Origin of the sequence: Enhygromyxa salina (assembly GCF_002994635.1) — a bacterium.
In the GTDB taxonomy this organism is placed as follows: Bacteria; Myxococcota_A; Polyangia; order Nannocystales; family Nannocystaceae; genus Plesiocystis; species Plesiocystis salina_B.
In genome coordinates, this window is the sequence record NZ_PVNL01000119.1 from 57118 (window position 1) to 76650 (window position 19533).

The window sequence follows — 19533 nt, forward strand, 5'->3', positions numbered from 1 at the left end:
TGTACACTCCGCCCGATGGCGACGGCCCTGTATCCGACGCTGACCTTCGACCTCGGTCGCGACACCTTCGTGGTGTGGCTGCGCTGGGTGGCGATGGAGCAGCCAGCCTCACCCGACGAGCCCCCGGGTCAGGGGATCCGCGTCGAGCTGCAGCTCAACCGCAACCCGGTGATCGGCCCCACGATCGTGTATCGCCGGGATCTCGACGCTGGGGTGTACCTGCGGGCCAACGGCGGGCGCACCCGCCAGATCCTGCGTACCGCGGCGGCTCGCGTGGGCACGGTCGATGTGCAGCTGGTGATCCACGGCTCGATCGCCAACGCGCCCTACGCCGCGCTGTACCAGCTGCGCGACTACGAGGGCGAGGCGATCTCGACCGCGTCCGTGCCCGCGACCCCGCTCTTGCAGCTGCAGCCGTCGACACCCGGGGATCAGTGGCACGTCGCCGGCCAGGCCAACCTGCGCGTGACCGTGAAACTCGAGGGCAATCCGCTGCATCTCAACGTGCTCAACTGATGCCCGCTTCACACTCACTGGCACTGTCACTGGCGCTGTCACGGTTCGCGTCGCTCTCGCTGGTCTGGTTGGGCGTCGGGTGTGCGGGTTCGCAGACCCCTCGAGCCCAGCCGCCGCAAGCCCAAACCGAGCCCGAGCCCGAGCCCGAGCCCGAACCCGAGCCCGAGCCCGAACCCGAGCCCGAGCCGACGGCGTCGCTCGCCCATGGCGAGTTCACGCTCGAGGATAGCGACGGCGCCGTCTCGCACCCATCGTGGTCCGCGCCACCTGGCCACGTGTTCTGTCGCTGGTACGCCGAGCCCGAGCGCGGCGACTACCTGTGGATCCGCCTGGCCCAGACGCCCGAGCAAGACGGCGACGCCGGTCCGCGCCTGGACATCGACGTGTGCCGCCTGTCTCAGCGTCCGAGCGGCCGCTACGACCCGATGCCGGCCGGCGCCCACGGCAGCCACTGCGGACCCGAGCCAGGCTTCTCGATCTGGTGGCACGAGGGCGACGACGCCTACAACAACGGGGCGACGGCCACCAAGCCAGGCTGCACGCTCGACGTCGAGTTCGACGCCGAGTCGATGACGCTCACGGGCACGTTCGTGTGCCCCGACCTGGCCCCGGCCGCCCACGGCCAAACAAACGCGCCCGAGCTCCCAGAGCCCGGGCGAACGATGTCGGTGTCCGCGGGGCAGCTCCGCTGTGACGTTCAGCGGATGCCCCCGAAACCTACTTCGTCATGAGCATGTCTTGCAGGTTCTGCGGGATCGTGGGCATCAGCACGACCTCGATCCGGCGGTTCTGCGCGCGGCCCTCGGGCGTGGAGTTGTCGGAGACCGGATCAAACTCGGCGTAGCCCGCGGCGCCGATGCGGTCGGCCGGCATGCCCTGCTCGATCAGGAAGTTGACGACCTCGAGCGCGCGCGCCTGGCTCAGCTCCCAGTTGCTGGCAAAGGTGGCGGTCTTGATCGGCACGTTGTCGGTGTGGCCGCCGACGATCCAGTCGCGCTTGACGTTCTTGAGCGGCTCGACCAGCGACGCGATCGCCTCTTGGCCGGTCTTCTTGAGCTTGGCGCGACCCGAGTCGAACAAGATCGCGTCGTCGAGCTGGACGACCAGGCGGCCTTCGCGGAACCCGACCTTGATCGTGCCGGCATCCACCATTTTCTTGAGGCTGGCGAACAAGCTGCGGTAGACGTCGAGCTCCTTCTCGCGCTTGGCCTTCTCGGCGCGCAGCTCGGCGAGCTCGCGCTCGGTGATCCCTGCCTTGTCGGCGAGATCCTTGATCTGGCCCTCGAGCTGGGTGATCTGCGAGTCGAGGTCGGCGACCTCGCCCTCGAGCTCGGCGATCCGCTCTTGCAGGGTCTGGTTCTCGGCCTGCAGCGTCTCGTTGGCCTTCTTCTGGCCTTCGAGATCCTTGCGGGTCTGCGCGAGTTCGGCCTCGGCCTTCGCCAGAGCCGCCTCGAGTTCATCTTTTTTGCACCCTCCGAGCAGGAGGGCGACAAGGGGGAGCAGGATGGCGACGCGTCGCATGCCGCGGACACTAACCCGCTCCGGCGGTCCCCGCGACACCTCCCGATGAATATGTGTGGTGAAATGTAGGTGTTTGGCCTACAATATTGCCCGGGAGCCCGCGCAAGATCCACAACCCCCCGAGATTACTAAAGAAAATGGCCAAGAAGCAGCGCAGTCGAGAGCCGGAGCCGAGTGATCCTGGGATCCCCCGCGGGTGGGGCGAGTTCCTGGGCGTAGCGTTGCTGGCGATCGGCGCGCTGATGGCGGGCGGGCTGATCTCCTACCAGTTCGGCGACGGCAACCTCATGGGTCCGGTCGGCCGGCTGGTGGCGGCGGCGCTGTACGCCGGGTTCGGGATGGCCGCGTACCTGGTCGTGCTCGGGGTGGTCGGGATCGGCGTCAAGGCGCTGCTCGGGCACCGCATGGAGCTGCGGATGGGCGAGGGGATTGGATTCTCGTCGGCGACCTTGGCCGGGTGCGTGCTGTTGCACGTGATGTTCCCCAGCTATCGCGTGCACGGCTACACCGCCGGCGGCCTGTCCGGTGAGCTGCTCGGCGAGGTCAGCATCGGGCTGTTCGATCACGCGGGGACCTACCTGCTGACCGTGACGGTCATGTGCTTGGGGTTGATCGCCTCGACGCCGCTGACCTTCGGTCACTTGCTCGTCGCCTCGCGGGCGGTTGGGCGCGGCGGACTGTGGACGCTTCGGTACCTGTGGTCGGGCGTGATCGGCATCGCGCAGGCGCAGCGCGAGTACGCCGAGCAGAAGTGGGACGAGAGCGAAGCGCCGGCGGCTGACGCGGACGACTACGAGGAGGAAGCGGAAGCGGAAGCGGAGGAAGAGCTCGAAGAGGAAGAGGAAGAGGAGGCCGAGCTCGAAGAGGAAGAAGAGGAAGAAGAGGAAGAAGAGGACGAGGAGGAAGACGACGAACCGGCCGAGCTCGTCGCGGCCTCGAAGAAGAAGTCCAAGTCGACCCGCAAGTCCACGCAGGGCAAGCGCGCTCGCAAGAACCGCAAGCGCAGCGACGCCGCGGCGATCGCGGGCGCGGAGACCGAGCCGGCCGATCAGCCCGAGCTCGCCGTGGCACCCGAGCCAAGCGCTGCACCGCAGGCGCCGGGCAGCGACGAGCGCCCCGAGATCTGCGTCAGCGAAGATCCCGATCTGCTCAGCGGACCCGACGCCGACGACGACGACGACGACGGCGACGAGCTCGAAGCGGCCGCCAACGACGATCCAGCCGACGCCGACGGCAAGCCAGGTCGCAAGAAGGCGCCGCTGACCCCAGCGGAGATCGCAGCCCGGGCCCGCGCCAAGCGGGCCGAGGCGGTCGGCGCCGCGAGCGAGGCCAAGTTGGCGCCGCGGCGAGACGGCGCTCAGCCCGTCCAGTACCTGCAGGGCGCCTACGAGCTCCCGCCCCTGCACCTGTTCGCCGCGATCGACAAGACCGCGACCAAGGCCGAGATCGACACCGACTTCATCTATGAGCAGGCCGGCCGGATCGTCGAGGCCTTCGCCCACTTCAAGATCCGCGGCAAGGTCACCAAGATCCACCCGGGCCCGGTCATCACCCGCTACGAGTTCAAGCCCGAGGCGGGGGTCAAGGTCTCGCGGATCCAGAACCTCGAGAACGACCTGGCGATGGCGCTCGAGGCCATCCGGATCCGGATCCTCGCGCCGATCCCCGGCAAGTCGACGGTCGGCCTCGAGGTCCCCAACAAGGAGCGCGAGACCGTCTATCTGCAGGAGAACCTGGCCGATCCCGGCTACGAGGAGAACGGCGGGCACCTGCCGCTGGTGCTCGGCAAGGACATCGTCGGCAAGGCGGTCTCGATTGACCTCGGCAAGTCTCCGCACCTGTTGGTCGCAGGCGCGACCGGCTCCGGCAAGTCGGTCGGGGTCAACGCGATGCTGTGCTCGCTGCTGTACTCGTGCACGCCCGACCAGCTGCGGCTGATCCTGATCGATCCCAAGATGCTCGAGTTCAGCATCTACCGCGACATCCCGCACTTGCTGCTGCCGGTCATCACCGACGCCGAGAAGGCCAACTTGGCGCTGCGCTGGGCCGTCAACGAGATGGAGCGCCGCTACGCCTTGCTGTCCAGCGCCAAGGTCCGCGACATCAAGGGCTACAACAAGAAGATGCCGCAGCTGCAGGCCGAGTGGGACGGCGAGAGCAAGGCGCTCGAGGCCGAGGCCGCGGGGCTCTCGGCCGACGCGATGGCCGACGGCGAGGACGCCGTCGACGGCAGCCGGCTCAGCGGCGTGCAGTTTGACGCGCAGGGCAACGCGGTGGCGATCACGGGCGGCGTCGAGCTGCCCCCGCGGCCCGAGGCGATGCCCTACATCGTGATCGTGATCGACGAGTTCGCTGACCTGATGATGGTCGCCAGCAAAGAGGTCGAGTGCAACGTCGCGCGCCTCGCCGCCAAGGCCCGCGCCGCAGGTGTGCACTTGATCCTGGCCACCCAGCGGCCCTCGGTCGACGTGATCACGGGGACGATCAAGAATAACTTCCCGTCGCGGATCGCGTTTCAGGTCACCTCGGACATCGACTCGCGCACGATCCTCGACCAGAAGGGCGCCAAGCAGCTGCTCGGGATGGGCGACATGCTGTACATGGATCGCGGCAAGGAGCCGCGCCGCATCCACGGCTGCTTCGTGTCGGAGGCCGAGATCGAGAAGGTCGTCGACTTCGTGCGCAAGCAGGCCAAGGCCTCCTACAACATGGAGATCACCAAGGCCGAGGTCGAGACCGACGAGGTCGACGAGGAGCGGGCTCACGATCCGCTGTACGACAAGGCCGTGCAGCTGGTCGCCGAGGCCCAAAAGGTGTCGACCTCGATGCTGCAGCGCCGGCTCAACGTCGGCTACAACCGCGCGGCGAAGATCGTCGAGCGGATGGAAGAAGACGGCGCGATCGGACCGCCCAACGGCAGCAAGCCGCGCGAAGTCTTCGTCTCGGCGGCGTGAGCACCCGCGCGGGCGCGGGGCGAGACCCACGACATTGATGTCGTGGGGCGAAGCGGCGGTCACCGGGGAACTACGTGGGGCCAGCGGGTTGGACCATCCGTGAGCGCACACACCGCTGGGTTGATCCCGTGGCTTTTACGGCCGTCCGACAATAAGCTCCGCTCGATCGCGTCCGAGAACCACGCGGGCCGACCGCCCGTTCGAGGAACCCACATGCACGCTGTACTCGTTTCAATGTTGAGCCTCTCCGTTCTGCTCGGCTCCGGCGCCTCAGCCGTCGAGCCCAACGCGATCGCCAAGGTGGTGCGAGCGCAGAACCCGGACAAGAAGGCCGCCAAGCCGATGGCGCCCGCGTGGCGCCCCGACAAATCCTCCGAGGTTCTGGTCATGGTCCAGGCCTTCTACGACGGCACCGCGGACCTCGAGGCCAAGTTCAAGCAGACCTACTGGAACCCGACCTACGGCGAGGCCAAGAAGACCTCGGGCAAGCTCAAGCTCAAGAAGCCGGGCAAGATGGTGTGGGACTACGGCGACGGGCAAGACGCCGACTACTACGCCAACGGCGACACGCTGTGGATGGTCGAGCACGACACCCGGCAGGTGATCAAGACCTCGACCGACGGCAACTCCGAGGTCAACGTCGCGCTCAAGTTCTTGTTTGGTGGCGAGAAGCTGACCCGCGAATTCGAGGTCCGGTACGCCTCGGACGAGAAAGTTCAGCGCTACGGGGACGAAGATCACTACGTGCTCGAGCTCCGACCCAAGGCCAAGAACAAGCACTACAAGGGCCTGGTGCTGATCGTCCACGCGACCACCGGACGGGTCGACAGCTTCGTGGTCTACAACACCGACGGCTCGTCGAACTATTTTCAGCTCAAGGGCATCAAGACCAACGTCGGCATCACCGACAAGCTGTTCGACTTCAAGCTGCCGGCCGGCTACGTCGAGACCGTGGAGTAGCCTACTAGCTCCTTAAGGGGGCTTTCAAAAAGCGCCCTCGCTTCGGCGGCGGAGCCCCCTTCGCTCACCCCAAACGCTCGCCTGGCGGCTCGTACTAGCTCTTCAAGGGGGCTTTCAAAAAGCCCCCTCGCTTCGGCGGCGGAGCCCCCTTCGCTCACCCCAAACGCTCGCCTGGCGGCTCGTACTAGACCCGAGTCACGCGATCGCGTGCTCGGGTTTTGTCGCGATCTGCGGCGGCGCCGAGAGCCCGGCGCGAGCGCACGTCCGATTGTTCAGCTATGCGCTTTGTGCATGCGCGGGCTCACCAGCGACGCATGCCTGTCGCTTGTTTGGGCCGTATCGGCCCTGCTAGGCTCCGCTCGACAGAACCCGGATATCCCGGCTCAACGCGACGAGTGAACACGATGCGACGCATGAACAATGACTTCCTTGGCAAGCTCTCCATCTGCGGAGTTGCCCTGCTGCTCTCGATCCCCGCCGTCAACGGCTGCAAGTCCGAGCCGATGGCCGACGACGAGACCGACACCTCCGGCGACGGTGATGGCGATCCAACCGGCGACGGCGACGGCGATCCAACCGGCGACGGCGACGGCGATCCAACCGGTGACGGCGACGGCGATCCCGGTGATGGCGATGGCGATCCCGTGATGTGCGACGAGACCCACGCACCCGGTGACGGGGCAGCCAACGGCGAGGCCTGCTTCGCCAACGGCGAGTGCGCCTCGAAGCTGTGCGAGGTGTTTCAGGACGTCCCGCCGGTCGAGGGCAGCTGCGAGCCCGCGCCAGACGGATGTGAGACCCGCATCATGGGGCGGATCTTGGACTTCACCACGCGCCAGACCGTCGCGGACATCGACCTGCGGGTGGCCCAGGCCATCCAGGCTTCGGTTGACCCCGTCGGCGCGGCCGCGCTGGCCTCGGGGACGAGCGACGCCAACGGCGTGATCGACAGCCTGAGCGACGGCCAGATCGTGTCGGCGTTGGGCATCGTCGGGCTCGCCGAGGGCGGCGAGTACTACCTCACCGCGACCGGCCTCGCGAGCCCGGCCGTCGGCACCAACTACGGCCCGGCCAACGCGATCCACGACATCTGGGTGGTCCCGGCGCAGGCGCTCACGGACTGGTCGGACGCCCTGATGAGTGACCCCGAGGTGACCGAAGAGCTGCCGCTGGGCGAGGCTGGTGGGGTCGTTGGTCTGGTCCGTGATCAGGCCACTGGCGATCTGATCGAGGGCGCGGTGGTCGTGCCGACCGACGCCAACGGTTCGGGTGCGGTGATCCGCTACCTCAACGCCGCGGGCGACGACTTCGTGACCGACGCGACCACGACCTCGGGCGTGTTCGTGATCGTGAACCCGGGTCTCGGCGAGACCTTTGGTGTGGAGGTCAACGGCATGGACCAGGGGATCACCGGCACCGGTGGCTCGGCCAACGGAGCGATCTTCACGCTGATCATGAACGTCTCGATGTGAGCGATCCGTCTCCGTGAGCGGAGCTGCGGGCGCTCCCCGGCCATGTGGCGGGGGCGCCCGTTCTTGTTGGAGCGTGCGGGGGCGCGTCGGCGGTCACACAGGTCGACGCAAACCGGTTATCGTGGGCGCGATGGCCGTGCAGCTGAAGATCCGCGACATTCAAACGGGCCAAGCTCAGCTCGCCGAGTTTGACAGCGTCGAAGACACGCTGACCTGGCTGGCCGCGCGGCCGCGCTTCATCGAGGTGCTCGGCCCGGCCCAGCGCAGCAGCTTCTCTGTCGAGGACGAGCAGCGCTTGCGCGCGGCCATGCGACCGCTCGACGCCGACGAGAAGGCCGCCCAGGCCAGGCAGGACGAGCGCGACGCGGCGGCGATGCGCGAGCAGGCGGACCAGGAGCAGGCGCGCGCGCGCGAGGAGCTCGCGGCGATGCGCGAGCACAACCGCCACGCGGATCCCAACCGCGTGATGCAGGTGGCGTGGGAGCGCGGTAAGGGCTGCCGCAACGCCGATCCCGCCGATGATCGGGAGGTCAGCGCCGCCGCGGTCACGGCCGTCGAGGCGTGGGTGGCGGAGCGCGACACGTGGGTGCACCCGCGCGGACAGTACGTGGCCGACGCGATGGTCGAGGTCTGGCCTGGGCCCGTGCCCGGCGGGGACGAGGCCGACCGGGTCGAGCGGGGCGGGCAGTTCAACGCCGTCCTCGGTGATCCCCCGGAGTAGCGACCCCAGCAGTTGGGTCGCGATCCGGCGCGATTACGCTTGCGCGACTTCGCGAACTTCGGGCTCGGTAGCCGGCTCGACCCGGGGCTTGAGCGGCACCACTGGACTCATTTGCTCTTCGCGAAGCAACGGCGGCGTGAACAGCTGCGGATGCTTGGCCCACTCGGTCTTGTAGAAGGCGCGGACCCGATCCATGGTCGCGCAGACGTCGTCGTCGGGCTCGATCATGGGGCCGAAGCCAGCTTCGCGAGTCTTGTAGTCGAGATAGCTCAGGCAGATCGGGAGCTCGGCCCCCACCGCGATCTGATAGAAGCCCGACTTCCAGTAGTCGCGCTTGCCACGGGTGCCCTCGGGCGGGATCGCCAGCAGCAGCGACTCGCGGGACTCGAACTGCTCGACGATCTGCGCGACGAGGCCCTGGGGGGCGCTGCGTTCGACCGGGATCACGCCGCAAGCCCGGGGGATCCAGCCCAGCGGCCCGCGAGTGAGCGAGGCCTTGCCCATCCAGGCCAGGTCCACGCCCCACACCCAGGCGAACGCCAGCATCCAAAACCCGTCCCACCAGGTCGTGTGCGGGGCGGCCACGATCACGTACTTGTTGATGGTTGGCGGGGCGCCGCCGACCGTCCAGCCGCCGAGGCGGAGGCAGGTTGCAGCAAAGCGCGCACGCAGCCCGCGACCACGTATCGTCCGGCGTTCATAGCCGTCGTCGACGCACGCTGCGGGCAGGCCCTGGAAGTCGCGTATCCGACTCACTGCTGACTGCGGTACCATGGCGGGCTGCGCGTCACACGTTCACTTTGGTCTCAGATTGGTCATTTATTTGAGTATGGACGAGTGGGGTGTCCTACTGCGCGTATGCGCTCCACGCTTGCTGCCATCACTGTGCTCGCCGTCACCATTGGGGCGCTGACGGGTTGTGATTTCTTCCAGGAGCTCGAGAGCCTGCCGGAGGCCGGCGAGGATGGATCGAGCGACAGCGGTGGCACGGGTGACACGGGCGAGGCGGGGGACACGGGCGGCGAGCCGTGTGACGTGCTCGACGAGTACTGCTCGGACCAAGACACGCTGCATAGCTGCGACGTCGCGACCGGCGAGCTGTCGACCTACCCGTGCGCGACGGTGTGTGGATCCGCGAACCTGTTGAACTTCACGTGCACGCCGACGGCGACGTTCCAGCACGGGTGTTGGTGCGTCAACCCGGGCGACATCAAGATCGACACTTGCTTGCAGCTCGACCAGTGCGTGGTCGAGTGCGGGGATCCTGACTCGACCTGTGCAGGCAATTGCTTCAGCCGGACCGACGCGCAGACGGTCCGCCTGCTCGGTGCGCTCTACTCTTGCGCCGATCGAGCCTGCGATGAGGTCTGCGCGAGCTCACCGGGCGACTGCGGGAACTGCCTGACCGCCGCCAAGGCTGGCCTGTGGGGCGACTGTGGTGTCGCGCGCGAGGTCTGCGACGCCGATCAGAGCGATGAGCCCAGCTGGCCCTGAGGGGGGCGAGCCTGACAGCAGCGACGGCAGCGGGAGCGAGAGCGAGAGCGGGGCCGGTATGACCGCCGACGCCGGATCCGAGGCGGCAGAGACCCACGCCGACGGCAGCTGCCAGAGAACTGCGCGTGCGCGACGTGCCGCCCACGAACAGTGCTAGATTCGCGCTCGAATGGCCGGGAATTCCTTTGGTGAGCGGTTTCGCGTCACCACCTTCGGCGAGTCACACGGTGGCGCGCTCGGGGTCGTGGTCGACGGCTGTCCAGCCGGGCACCGGTTCCCGCGTGAGCGCATCGACGCGCAGCTGGCACGCCGCCGCCCGGGACAGAGCGCGCTCACGACTGCGCGCGACGAGGCCGACGCGATCGAGCTGCTCAGCGGGGTCGACCCGGAGTCGCAGCTGACGCTGGGCACCCCCATCGCGATGGTGGTCCGCAACAAGGATCACCGGCCGGGGCACTACGCCGACATCGCCGAGATCTACCGGCCCTCGCACGCCGACTACAGCTACGACGTTCGGTTCGGGCTGCGGGCGGTCGCGGGTGGGGGCCGCTCGTCCGCGCGAGAGACAGTCGCCCGCGTGGCCGCCGGGGCCCTGGCCGAAGATCTGCTCGCGCGTGTGCATGGGATCACGATCGTCGCGTGGGTCGAGCAGGTCGCCGAGCTCGAGGCTGGGCCGGTCGATGAGCAGACGATCGCGCGCGCCGACGTGGATCAGACCCTCGTGCGCTGCCCAGATCCCGGCGCGGCCGCGCGCTTCGAAGCGGCGATCCGCGAGGCCAAGAAGCAGGGCGACACCCTCGGCGGCGTGGTCCGCTGCGTGGTCCGTAACGTCCCGCCAGGATGGGGCGAACCCGTGTTCGCCAAGCTCACCGCCGAGCTCGCGGCCGCGATGATGAGCCTGCCGGCCAGCCGCGGGTTCGAGATCGGCGAGGGCTTCGCGGCCACGCGGATGCGCGGCTCGACCCACAACGACCCGTTTTACATGTCCACCGACCAACAGGTGCGCACGCGGACCAACCACAGCGGCGGCATCCAAGGTGGGATCAGCAACGGCGAGGCGATCCGACTAGCGGTCGCGTTCAAGCCGGTCGCCACAATCTTCAGGCCGCAGCAGACCGTGACCCGCGCTGGCGAGGAGGTCGTGTTCAGCCCCGCGAAGGGCCGCCATGATCCCTGCGTGCTGCCGCGGGCGGTGCCGATGGTCGAGGCCATGGCGGCGCTCGTGTTGTGCGATCAGATGCTGCGCCGCGCGGGCGTGCGCGCGGACGAGCTGGGCGCAACCACCGGTGGTTCGGGGGCCGCATGAACCAGCCACGCGCGCCCTTGCAGCTGCTGCCGGCTCCCGAAGATCGCGAGCCGAGCGAGCCCACACCCACCCGCAAGACGTCTGCGATCGAGCCACGCAGGCTGGCCCCGGGCGCACCGATGTCGCCGGGGCCGGTGCCGTTCGAGCTCGCGACCGAGCTGCGCGCGGGTGAGCCGGTGGTGTGGTGGGGTCGCAAGTCCAGGATCGATCGCAAGCCGATTGCGTGGCTGCTGATCGCCGGCTTGCTGGTGCTCGGGTTCGCGACCTTGCTGGCGCCCGAGCTGTGGGATCAGCCGTGGACGGACATGTGGAAGCCGCTGATCCCCGCGCTGGCGCCCGCCGCGTTGTTGACCGTGCGAGAGTGGCTCAGCCTCCGCGACGTGGTGGTGACCGACAGCTCGATCTTGGTGTGTGATCACCGTGGCCGGCTCGAGCGACTCGCGTTTCGTAACGTGCGTCGTGTCGCCCGTGATCTGCTGACGGGTGGGATCCTGCTCGAGGGCGCGCAGCACAAGCTGCGACTGCCCCCGGCGCTCGCAGAAGACGCCCGCGCGGCGATCGCCACCCAGACTCGGCACACCCTGCGCGCCGACGATGGCCCGGTCGATCCGCTGTCGTGGCTGCCGTGAGCGGGGCGCCAGCGCTCAAAACTGCATCTGCCAGGACACCACGGCCCGGCGCCCGGACTGCTTGCCGACCCGGACCTCGTCGACGGCCAGCGTGACTCCACCGAACACGAGCAGCGCCGAGCCGATGCCCACGGCGGCGATGCCCGAGACGGTCCCTTCGTAGAGATCCGGGCACTGCGAGGCGTCGGCGACTGGGTCTTGGCCACCTGGGCAGTTGCCGTCGAGGCCCAACATCACGCCCCCGGCGACCGCGGCCCCGACCCCGATCACGGCCACGCTGATCTCGGCCCAGCGCGGCAAGATCCGCTTGGGCGGCGGAGGCGGAGGCTCGACCACGGCCGGCGGCGGGGCCACGATCTCACACTGATCATCCTCGGCGATCTCGGGGTAGTAGAGCACCTCCGACACGCCGTCCTCGCCGAGCTCGAGCTCGTGGCGCTCGGCCGGCGCGCTGCCGTCGGCGGCCTCGATCCACACGCGGTGGGGGCCCAGGTACAGCAGCCCGGAGTTTGCGGTCGCGGGTTGCTCGTCGATCACGATCCGACAGGCGACCCGACACTGGATCTGGATCGAGCCAGACCCGCGCTCGTCGAGCAGCTTGCGGCGGGCGTCGTGAAACTCGACGAGGGTCGGTCCGAACCGCTTGATCGGCAGCTTGCGCTCGCGGGCGGTCAGCAGCACCGCGTCCATGACCCGCGCGGCCTGGGTCTCGTCGTCGGCCAGCAGCAGCGCCCGCGCGAGGTTGAGCTGCGAGAGGTCGAGCGCCTCGCGACCTTTGGGGTCGGCCGCGATCTGGGGCCCAAAGCCGACGAGCTGCTCGAGCGCGGCCTCGAGCATCGGCAGGCTGGACTCGGGGTCGCGGTTGACGGCGATGTTGGCCTCGTCGACCGCGGCGAGGGCTGCCTCGTAGTCGCCGTCCGACTCCGGCGCCGCGACCTCGACGAGCGGGGCGGCGAGGTGGGGGGCCGGCGGAGAAAAACTCGTGACGGCGCTCAGGGCCGCGAGCGAGCACGCGAGTACGGGGGACGCCACTGCCGCAAGATATCAGGACCGGGGCGGTCGCCGCAGCTTCACTGTTCCCCCGCCCAGGTGACGCGGTTGGCAGTACGATCAGTCGCCAGCGGTCTCGCCTAAACACCAATGCGCTCGTGCGCGTTGGGTTTGGCTGGAATATGGGCCGGTGCGGGGGCCGCACGCCTGGCCAGATTCTTGATCTCGACGGCCTCGACACGGCACCATGCGCATACGCCCTCGTGCTCAGCCACGAGCGTCGTCGCGAACGCGAAAACGGACAACCGTGCGCCAACTCGGGCCATATCAGCTGCTTCGCAAGATCGGGTCCGGCGGTATGGCCGAGGTCTGGTCAGCACGGATCCCGGGCACGAGCGCCGGGGAGGATCGCTTCTTTGCGATCAAGCTGCTCGCCGCCCACCTGGCCGAGCGCGACGAGTACCGCGAGATGTTCCTGGCCGAGGCGCGGCTGTCGATGATGCTCAGCCATCCCAACATCGTGCAGGTCTACGATGCGATGGCCCACGATCACGACTGCTACATGGTCATGGAGCTGATCTCCGGCATGACCTTGTCGCAGTTTCAGCGGGCGCTGGCGCGAGACCACCTGGCGCTGCCGTTGACGGTCTCGGCGTTCGTGATCGGTGAGCTGCTGCGCGCGCTGTCGTACGCGCACCAGGTCCGGACCGACGCCGGCTCGATCATCGTGCACCGCGACGTGTCGCCGCAGAACGTCATGGTCACCACGACCGGTCAGATCAAGCTGATGGACTTCGGCATCGCCCGGTTCGCCAGCGAGGAGACCCAAGGGTCGTTCGTGAAGGGCAAGCTGCAGTACATGCCGCCGGAGCAGCTGCGCAAGCAGACGCGCAAGCCAACGGTCGATCTGTACGCGGTCGGTGCGATCTTGCATGAGCTGCTCGACGGACGCCGGTTCCGCGGCAAGCTCGATCAGGGCAAGCTGCTGTCCATGGTGATGAACGGCGAGGTCCCGGCGTTGCGGGATCCGAGCGTCGTTCCGGCCGCGATCGATGTGGTGCGCTGCGGCTTGCTCGAGGCCGACGAGAACGCCCGGATCCAGTCCGCGCGCAAGGCCCTGGGCATGCTGGTGCGCTGGCCCGAGTACCGCGAGTCCAACAGCGATCTCAGCGCTCTGGTGCTGCGCTTCGTCGAGCCGGCGACGCTGTTCGAGATCCCCGAAGGCAGCATGGTCTCGAGCGTGCCCGAGGGGTCGTTCTCGGGCATCCCCGAGCACGAGCACCCGGTCGGGGGTGAGCTCCCCGCCAGCTCGGGCGCGCAGTTCGACACCAACGCGGCGGCGCACACCGAGCCAACCGGGTCGGAGCTGACCGCCGAAGAAGATCCCGAGGTGCTGTCGGGGAGCCACGTGATCCCGATCCCGGCCGCGCGCCGGGGGCGTCGCAAGGGCTGGCCGTTCGCGCTGGGCGGGGTGCTGGTGGCGGCGGGGATCGGGGCTGCCTTCATGCTGATCGGTCCCAAGCGCGACGGCGGATCCGAGCCGCCCGCCGCCGAAGCTTCGGCGACCGCGGGCTCCGACGTCGCGGACTCCGACGCCGCGGCCGAGCTCCCCCCGCGACCTGCTGACGAGGCCGCTGGCGACTCCGGGGCCGCTGGCGACTCCGGAGCCGCGCCCGAGGTCATCGCAGCGCTCGACGACACGGGGGACACCACGGGCGACACCGGCGACGCTGACCTGAACGGAGACAGCGGCGAGACGGGGGACGAAGCCGCGACCGAGACCGGCGACTCGCTGTCGGACGCCGACCGCGAGCTCGTGCCGATCGAGTTCGTCGCCAACGAATTTTTCTTCGTCTATGTCAGGGTCCACGGTCGGGTCCTCACGCTCGAACCGCGGTCGCGCATCCAGCTGCCGGAGGGCAGCTACGGCGTCCAGCTGCGTCAGTCGAGCGACGACGACTGGCAGCGGGCGGGGCGGATCTCGATCGAGCCTGGCGCCCAGTACCGTGTCGAGATGCAGAAGCCTGCGGGTCTCAAGCTGGTGAAAAAATGAAGCACGTTGGGCTGTTGGTTGGTGGGCTGTGGGCCGTCGGGCTGTGTGGCTGCGTTCGCGTGCCCAATCCGAACTACTCGGTCGGCGGTGGCAGCGACAGCGCTGGCTCCGAGACCGCGACCACGCTCGGCGATGGCGACGGAGATCCGGACAGCGGCGACGGCGACGGCGACGGCGATGGTGATCCAGAGAGCGGCGACGGAGACGGCGACGGCGACGGCGACGGCGATCCAGAGAGCGGCGACGGCGACGGCGACAACTGTGAGCCCGGGCAGCTCGACTGCCCGTGCGCGGCGCTCGAGACCTGCGACCCAGGCCTGGCCTGCGTGCTCGGTGACTGTCTCGCGGCCGACTCGTGCGGACCGGTCAACGACGCCGTGCAGGTCAGCGCGGTGCCGAGCTACGCGGCCGAGCCCCCGCCCACGCCCGAGACCTCGATCTGCGTGCTCAACGGGCTGGATCAGGGCACCAAGGCCGTCCTCAACATCGAGCAGTGCACGGGCATGCTCGCGGGCTTGGTCATCGAGGTCCAGCCGAAGGTCTCGCCGATCGAGGAGCTGCTGGGCAACCCGAACCTCGCCGCGACCGTGACCTTCGTCGAGCTACCTACCGGCTTCTTCGTGCGCATCGACGCCAACGGCATGGAGCTCTACTACATCAACGGCAGCACGCTGTTCGCCGACGGCGTCACCCAGTACCCGTGGGCGATCGCGCCGTTCTCTTCCGCCTGCGGGGTGACACCGACGATGTGCGGCGAGGTCGAGCGGCTCGCCATGTTGATCGACGACGGCGTGGTGTTCGACGGCAACGCGGCGCAGGCATCCGATGTTGCGACCGCATGGATCGAAGAGAACCTCGACCTGTGCGGGACCAACTCCCACGAGCTAGTGCTCTTGGGTTACTAGATTTTTCCGCACGTCGTGCGTCCCATGGACACAGGAAAATGTGCTCAGAGCCCCCTCCCAGGGGGCCACACATGCGCCTGCGAACAAACGGCCCCGAGGAGCGAAGCGACCAGACGCGCCAGCGGCTGCAGTCGGCGAAGTGCAGTGCGTCTGTGGGGGTCATATGGAGCCCCCTTCCAGGGGGCCACACATGCGTTCGCAAACAGCCAGCCCGATGGGAGCGAGCGAAGCGAGTGACCGCGAAGTGCGAAGCCGCCTGTGGGGGTCATTGACACACTAGAAGGCCCCCGTCGGAACGGGGGCCGTGAGCACGCTCGCCAAAGGAACGGAAGCGGAACGGAAGCGGAACGGCTACTCGTCGGCGGCTTCCTCTTCGGTCGGCTCTTCGGTCGGCTCGTCGGTCGCGTCGTCGCTGCCGGAGCTGAACGCCAGGATGGTGCCGTCGTAGTTGGCGACGATCAGGCTGCCACCCGCCAGCTCGAAGCTGAAGTTGGCGGCCTCGGGCTCCTTCGCGTCGGGGACGGCTGGGACCGCGACGACGAACACGAGATCGCCGTTGCCAGCCGCGCGACAGCGGATCTCGCGGGCGCCCGCGACGGCGTAGCAGATCCCCTCGTCCGCGACGCGCAGCTGCGAGACGGCGCCCGCCTCGGTCACGTTCCAGCTCGCGCAGGTGAGCGTGGTGCCCTCGGCGGTGCAGTCACCAGCGTCGCTGGTGGGCGGGGCGGTGATCGCTTCAGCCTGGGCCTTGTTTGGCTTCTTGACCTTGCCCGCCGCGGCACCGATCACCACGGCCTTTTCGCTGGAGGTGGTGAGCGAGACGAACTCGGCGCTGAGCCCCGCGAGCGAGAGCGACTCCTTGTTCTTGTAGGTCCATAGCAGCTTGCCCGTCTCGGCCGAGAGCGCGACGACGTGGGTCGCTGGGGTGCCGATGTCCATGTACGCCCCCGCGATCGCATAGATGCGATCGTCGAGCACGGTCGCGATCTGTGCGGTTGGCTGCCCGCTCGGAGTGGCCCACGCTTGCGCCCACGTCTGTGTGGGTGTGTTCGACGGACCGACGGGCTCGGGCTCGGGCTCGGGCTCGGGCTCGGGTGCGGTGACGGTTGGCTCTGGTGTCTTCGACTTGCTCTTGTCGCAGGCGACGAGGGTGAGCGAGCCGATCAAGACGAGCACGGTCGAGGACAGGATGACGTAGCGGGGCATAGCGCCGGAGCCTCGCCCACTGCCTGGCGCAGAGCAAGCAGGTCGAGCGCACCCGCAGCTTTATTTTGCGTACCAGCCGACGACCTTCGGGTGCTCGGCGACCGCCCGGGCGACGGCGTTGAGCTTGGGAAGCTCCGCGAACACCGTTGTTGGCACGTGGTCGATGACCCCCGATGTAAACCATTTGACCGCCATGTAGAGCTTGAGGTCCGCGACGCCAATCTCGGCCCCGCCAACAAAGGGACCCTCCCCCAGCTGGCGCTCGATGAACCCCCCCCATTGCTTCAGGTAGCCCTCGGCCAGCTCGGTGCGGGCGGCGAGCTTGGCCTCGGGCTCGCTGATCTTCAAAGTCGCGCTCACCACCCCGCGTAGCTCTTCGACGGCGCACATCAGGGCCTCGTGGTGGGCGGCCTGCCAATTGTCACGCGGGTGCAGGCCGTACTCGCGCCCGATGTAGACCAATATCGCGTTGGATTGCCCGAGCGGGGCCCGGCCCTCGAGCTCCAGGACCGGCAGCGAGCCGAATGGGGTGGTTGGCTTGCGCTCGGGCCAGCTGCCCGCCAGGCGGTCGTCCTCGAACTCGACGCCCGCGAGGTGCAGGGCCAGTCGGGCCTCCTCGCCGCGACTCCCGGCGAAATTGAAGTAGGTCAGCTTGGGCTTGCTCATGCCCGCGACGCTACGTCAGCGGTCGGTGGGTGTTCCACGGGTCGACGGCTCGGTTAGCATGGTCGCCGTGAGTCGTCCGAATGGGTCTGTGACGTGGCGCGGCCTGGCGCCTTTGCTGGGGCTGGGGCTGGTGTTGGTGTCGGGGTCGGGATGTGAGCGTACGCAGGTCAGCGCGGCGCCGTGTGAGCCGACGGCCGAGCCCCCGACCGCGTCCGCGCCCGCGCCCGAGATCGCTGATCCGAACCAGGAGACGGCCCGCTTCATCGCGCACAACTACGTCAAGCGCGAGGTCCGAATTCCGATGCGGGATGGCGCGACCTTGTTCACGACGATCTACTCGCCCGGCGAGGCGCTGCGGGCCGGGGCGCCCGCGCTCCCGATCATGCTGTTCCGCACGCCCTACTCGATCGGGCCGTACGGCGAGGCGCTCCCCGACAAGCTCGGGCCGCAGCCAGCCATGATGCGCGACGGCTATATCTTTGTGTATCAGGACGTGCGCGGCCGGTTCATGTCGGACGGCGAGTTCGTCAACATGACCCCGCAGATCGACGACAAGTCGGGGCCGGCCGACATCGACGAGAGCAGCGACACTTACGACACGATCGCGTGGCTGCTCGACAACGTGGAGGGTCACAGCGGCAAGGTCGGGCAGTGGGGGATCAGCTATCCGGGCTTTTACGCGGCGGCTGCGGTGATCGACGCCCACCCGGCCTTGCTCGCGGTCTCGCCCCAGGCTCCGATCGCGGACTGGTGGTACGACGACTTTCATCACCACGGGGCGTTCTTGCTCCCGCACCTGTTCAATTTCATCTCGAGCTTTGGCCGGGCCCGCGACGGGCACACCCAGGACTGGCCCGCGCGGTTTGACCACGGCACGCCCGACGGCTTCGAGTTCTTCAAGCGCCTGGGCCCGGTCCGCAACGCCAACGAGCGCTACTTCCACCACGAGATCGCGTTCTGGGACGCGGTCATGGACCACCCCAACTACGATGAATTCTGGGCCAGCCGCAACCTGCTGCCGCACCTCGAGCGGGTCAGCGCGCTGGGGCCCGCGGTCATGACCGTGGGCGGGTGGTTCGACGCCGAAGATCTCTACGGGCCGCTGCACATCTATGCCGCGCTCGAACAGGCCGATCCGAGCGGCCGCAACAGCCTGGTCATGGGTCCGTGGCAGCACGGCGGGTGGGCGCGGACCGACGGCGCGAGCCTGGGCGACGTCTCCTTCGGGGCCGCGACCTCGCTCGAGTACCAGGCCGAGATCGAGCGCCGGTTCTTTGCGACCACGCTCGGACACCCGGTCGCGGCCGAGTACGAGGGCTGCGCGGCGCTGCCCGAGGCGTACATGTTCGAGACCGGCGCCAATCGCTGGCGGAGCTTCGAGCAGTGGCCCCCGAACACGCAGGCGCGCGCGCTGTGGTTTGGACCCGACGGCTCGCTGCGCGAGCAGGCGCCCGAGGATCGCCCGCGCAGCTTCGACGCGTTCATCAGCGATCCAGCCCACCCGGTCCCGTTCACGTCGGCGATCGCCAAGGGCATGACCCGCGAGTACATGAGCGACGACCAGCGCTTCGCCGCGCGCCGTGCCGACGTGCTGGTCTATCAGACCGAGCCGCTGACCGAGCCGCTGACGATCGCCGGGCCACTGAGCGCGCAGCTGTGGGTCTCGACCGATCAGCGCGACGCGGACTGGATCGTCAAGCTGATCGACGTGTTGCCCGACGACGCGCCCGATCACGAGGGCCTGCGCGAGGGCATGCACATGGGCGGCTATCAGATGATGGTGCGCAGCGAGGTCATGCGCGGGCGGTTTCGCGAGGACCCGTCGGCGCCCAAGCCCTTCAAGCCCAACCAGCCGACCGAGGTCACGCTGCCGCTGCAGGATGTCCTGCACACGTTCGGGGTCGGGCATCGCGTCATGGTTCAGGTCCAGAGCACATGGTTCCCGCTCGTGGACCTCAACCCGCAGGGGTGGGTCGACAATATCTACGCTGCGCGCGAGGCCGACTTCGTGGCCGCGCAGCACCGGGTCTATCGCGATGCCAAGCACGCCTCGGGCCTGCGGTTCGGCAGCCTCGCCGCGTCTGAAGGCCAGCAACCGTCTCGCTGTCGCGTTGGCGAGACCCCAGCGCAGTGATAAACC

General features: G+C 68.4%; 17 protein-coding genes. 12 read left to right on the forward strand and 5 right to left on the reverse strand.

Annotated elements, in window-relative coordinates:
- Positions 1-15: 15 nt before the first annotated feature.
- Both ENSA7_RS30975 and ENSA7_RS44405 read left to right on the forward strand, forming a co-directional pair.
- Positions 16-516 (forward strand): hypothetical protein, encoded by a 501-nt coding sequence (locus ENSA7_RS30975; protein WP_106093004.1) that lies wholly within the window; start codon positions 16-18, stop codon positions 514-516.
- Positions 516-1247 carry a hypothetical protein gene (locus ENSA7_RS44405; protein WP_181234281.1) on the forward strand — a complete coding sequence of 244 codons (732 nt, stop codon included), beginning with the start codon at positions 516-518 and terminating at the stop codon, positions 1245-1247. Before ENSA7_RS30975 ends, ENSA7_RS44405 begins: the two co-directional genes overlap by 1 nt.
- Here ENSA7_RS44405 and ENSA7_RS30990 read toward each other — a convergent pair.
- Positions 1234-2037 (reverse strand): OmpA/MotB family protein, encoded by an 804-nt coding sequence (locus ENSA7_RS30990; protein ID WP_106093007.1) that lies wholly within the window; start codon positions 2035-2037, stop codon positions 1234-1236. The two genes, ENSA7_RS44405 and ENSA7_RS30990, sit on opposite strands and share 14 nt — an antisense overlap.
- 137 nt (positions 2038-2174) lie before the next feature.
- Between ENSA7_RS30990 and ENSA7_RS30995 the strand changes: the two genes are divergently transcribed.
- From ENSA7_RS30995 to ENSA7_RS31015, 4 genes are all read left to right on the forward strand, one after another.
- Entirely contained in the window at positions 2175-4991 is a 2817-nt protein-coding gene (locus ENSA7_RS30995; RefSeq protein ID WP_106093008.1) for an FtsK/SpoIIIE family DNA translocase, read from the forward strand.
- 237 nt (positions 4992-5228) lie between these two features.
- Positions 5229-5951 carry a LolA family protein gene (locus ENSA7_RS31000; RefSeq protein ID WP_181234282.1) on the forward strand — a complete coding sequence of 241 codons (723 nt, stop codon included), beginning with the start codon at positions 5229-5231 and terminating at the stop codon, positions 5949-5951.
- A gap of 413 nt (positions 5952-6364) precedes the next feature.
- The gene (locus ENSA7_RS31010) at positions 6365-7423 is read left to right on the forward strand and encodes a hypothetical protein (protein WP_181234283.1); all 1059 of its coding nucleotides are present in this window, start codon (positions 6365-6367) and stop codon (positions 7421-7423) included.
- 130 nt (positions 7424-7553) lie between these two features.
- Positions 7554-8144, forward strand: a complete 591-nt coding sequence (locus ENSA7_RS31015) for a hypothetical protein (protein ID WP_106093012.1) — start codon at positions 7554-7556, stop codon at positions 8142-8144.
- 33 nt (positions 8145-8177) lie between these two features.
- On the opposite strand, the gene ENSA7_RS31020 is transcribed toward ENSA7_RS31015, so the two are convergent.
- Positions 8178-8900, reverse strand: coding sequence for a lysophospholipid acyltransferase family protein (locus tag ENSA7_RS31020; protein ID WP_244923966.1), 723 nt, complete (start codon positions 8898-8900; stop codon positions 8178-8180).
- Between the two features lie 129 nt (positions 8901-9029).
- Between ENSA7_RS31020 and ENSA7_RS31025 the strand changes: the two genes are divergently transcribed.
- The 3 genes from ENSA7_RS31025 to ENSA7_RS31035 all read left to right on the forward strand — a co-directional run bounded on the left by ENSA7_RS31025 (position 9030) and on the right by ENSA7_RS31035 (position 11573).
- A complete protein-coding gene (locus tag ENSA7_RS31025; RefSeq protein WP_106093014.1) occupies positions 9030-9638 on the forward strand; it encodes a hypothetical protein in 609 nt (202 codons plus the stop codon).
- A gap of 169 nt (positions 9639-9807) precedes the next feature.
- Positions 9808-10944, forward strand: a complete 1137-nt coding sequence (gene aroC / locus ENSA7_RS31030; RefSeq protein ID WP_106093015.1) for a chorismate synthase — start codon at positions 9808-9810, stop codon at positions 10942-10944.
- Positions 10941-11573, forward strand: coding sequence for a hypothetical protein (locus ENSA7_RS31035; protein ID WP_106093016.1), 633 nt, complete (start codon positions 10941-10943; stop codon positions 11571-11573). The genes aroC and ENSA7_RS31035 overlap by 4 nt, the downstream gene beginning before the upstream one ends.
- A gap of 15 nt (positions 11574-11588) precedes the next feature.
- Here the strand turns inward: ENSA7_RS31035 and ENSA7_RS31040 are convergent, their stop codons facing one another.
- Positions 11589-12605, reverse strand: coding sequence for a hypothetical protein (locus ENSA7_RS31040; protein WP_106093017.1), 1017 nt, complete (start codon positions 12603-12605; stop codon positions 11589-11591).
- 265 nt (positions 12606-12870) lie between these two features.
- Here ENSA7_RS31040 and ENSA7_RS31045 point away from each other — a divergent pair, with 265 nt between their 5' ends.
- Both ENSA7_RS31045 and ENSA7_RS31050 read left to right on the forward strand, forming a co-directional pair.
- The gene (locus tag ENSA7_RS31045) at positions 12871-14616 is read left to right on the forward strand and encodes a serine/threonine-protein kinase (RefSeq protein ID WP_181234284.1); all 1746 of its coding nucleotides are present in this window, start codon (positions 12871-12873) and stop codon (positions 14614-14616) included.
- On the forward strand, positions 14613-15521 hold the full coding sequence (locus ENSA7_RS31050; protein WP_106093019.1) for a hypothetical protein: 909 nt from the start codon (positions 14613-14615) through the stop codon (positions 15519-15521). The genes ENSA7_RS31045 and ENSA7_RS31050 overlap by 4 nt, the downstream gene beginning before the upstream one ends.
- Before the next feature lie 351 nt (positions 15522-15872).
- Here the strand turns inward: ENSA7_RS31050 and ENSA7_RS31055 are convergent, their stop codons facing one another.
- Complete coding sequence (locus ENSA7_RS31055) at positions 15873-16727, reverse strand: outer membrane protein assembly factor BamB family protein (protein WP_106093020.1); 855 nt, start codon at positions 16725-16727, stop codon at positions 15873-15875.
- A gap of 60 nt (positions 16728-16787) precedes the next feature.
- Positions 16788-17393, reverse strand: a complete 606-nt coding sequence (locus tag ENSA7_RS31060) for a glutathione S-transferase family protein (RefSeq protein ID WP_106093021.1) — start codon at positions 17391-17393, stop codon at positions 16788-16790.
- Positions 17394-17460: 67 nt separating this feature from the next.
- Between ENSA7_RS31060 and ENSA7_RS31065 the strand changes: the two genes are divergently transcribed.
- Entirely contained in the window at positions 17461-19527 is a 2067-nt protein-coding gene (locus ENSA7_RS31065; RefSeq protein ID WP_244923967.1) for a CocE/NonD family hydrolase, read from the forward strand.
- Positions 19528-19533: the final 6 nt, after the last annotated feature.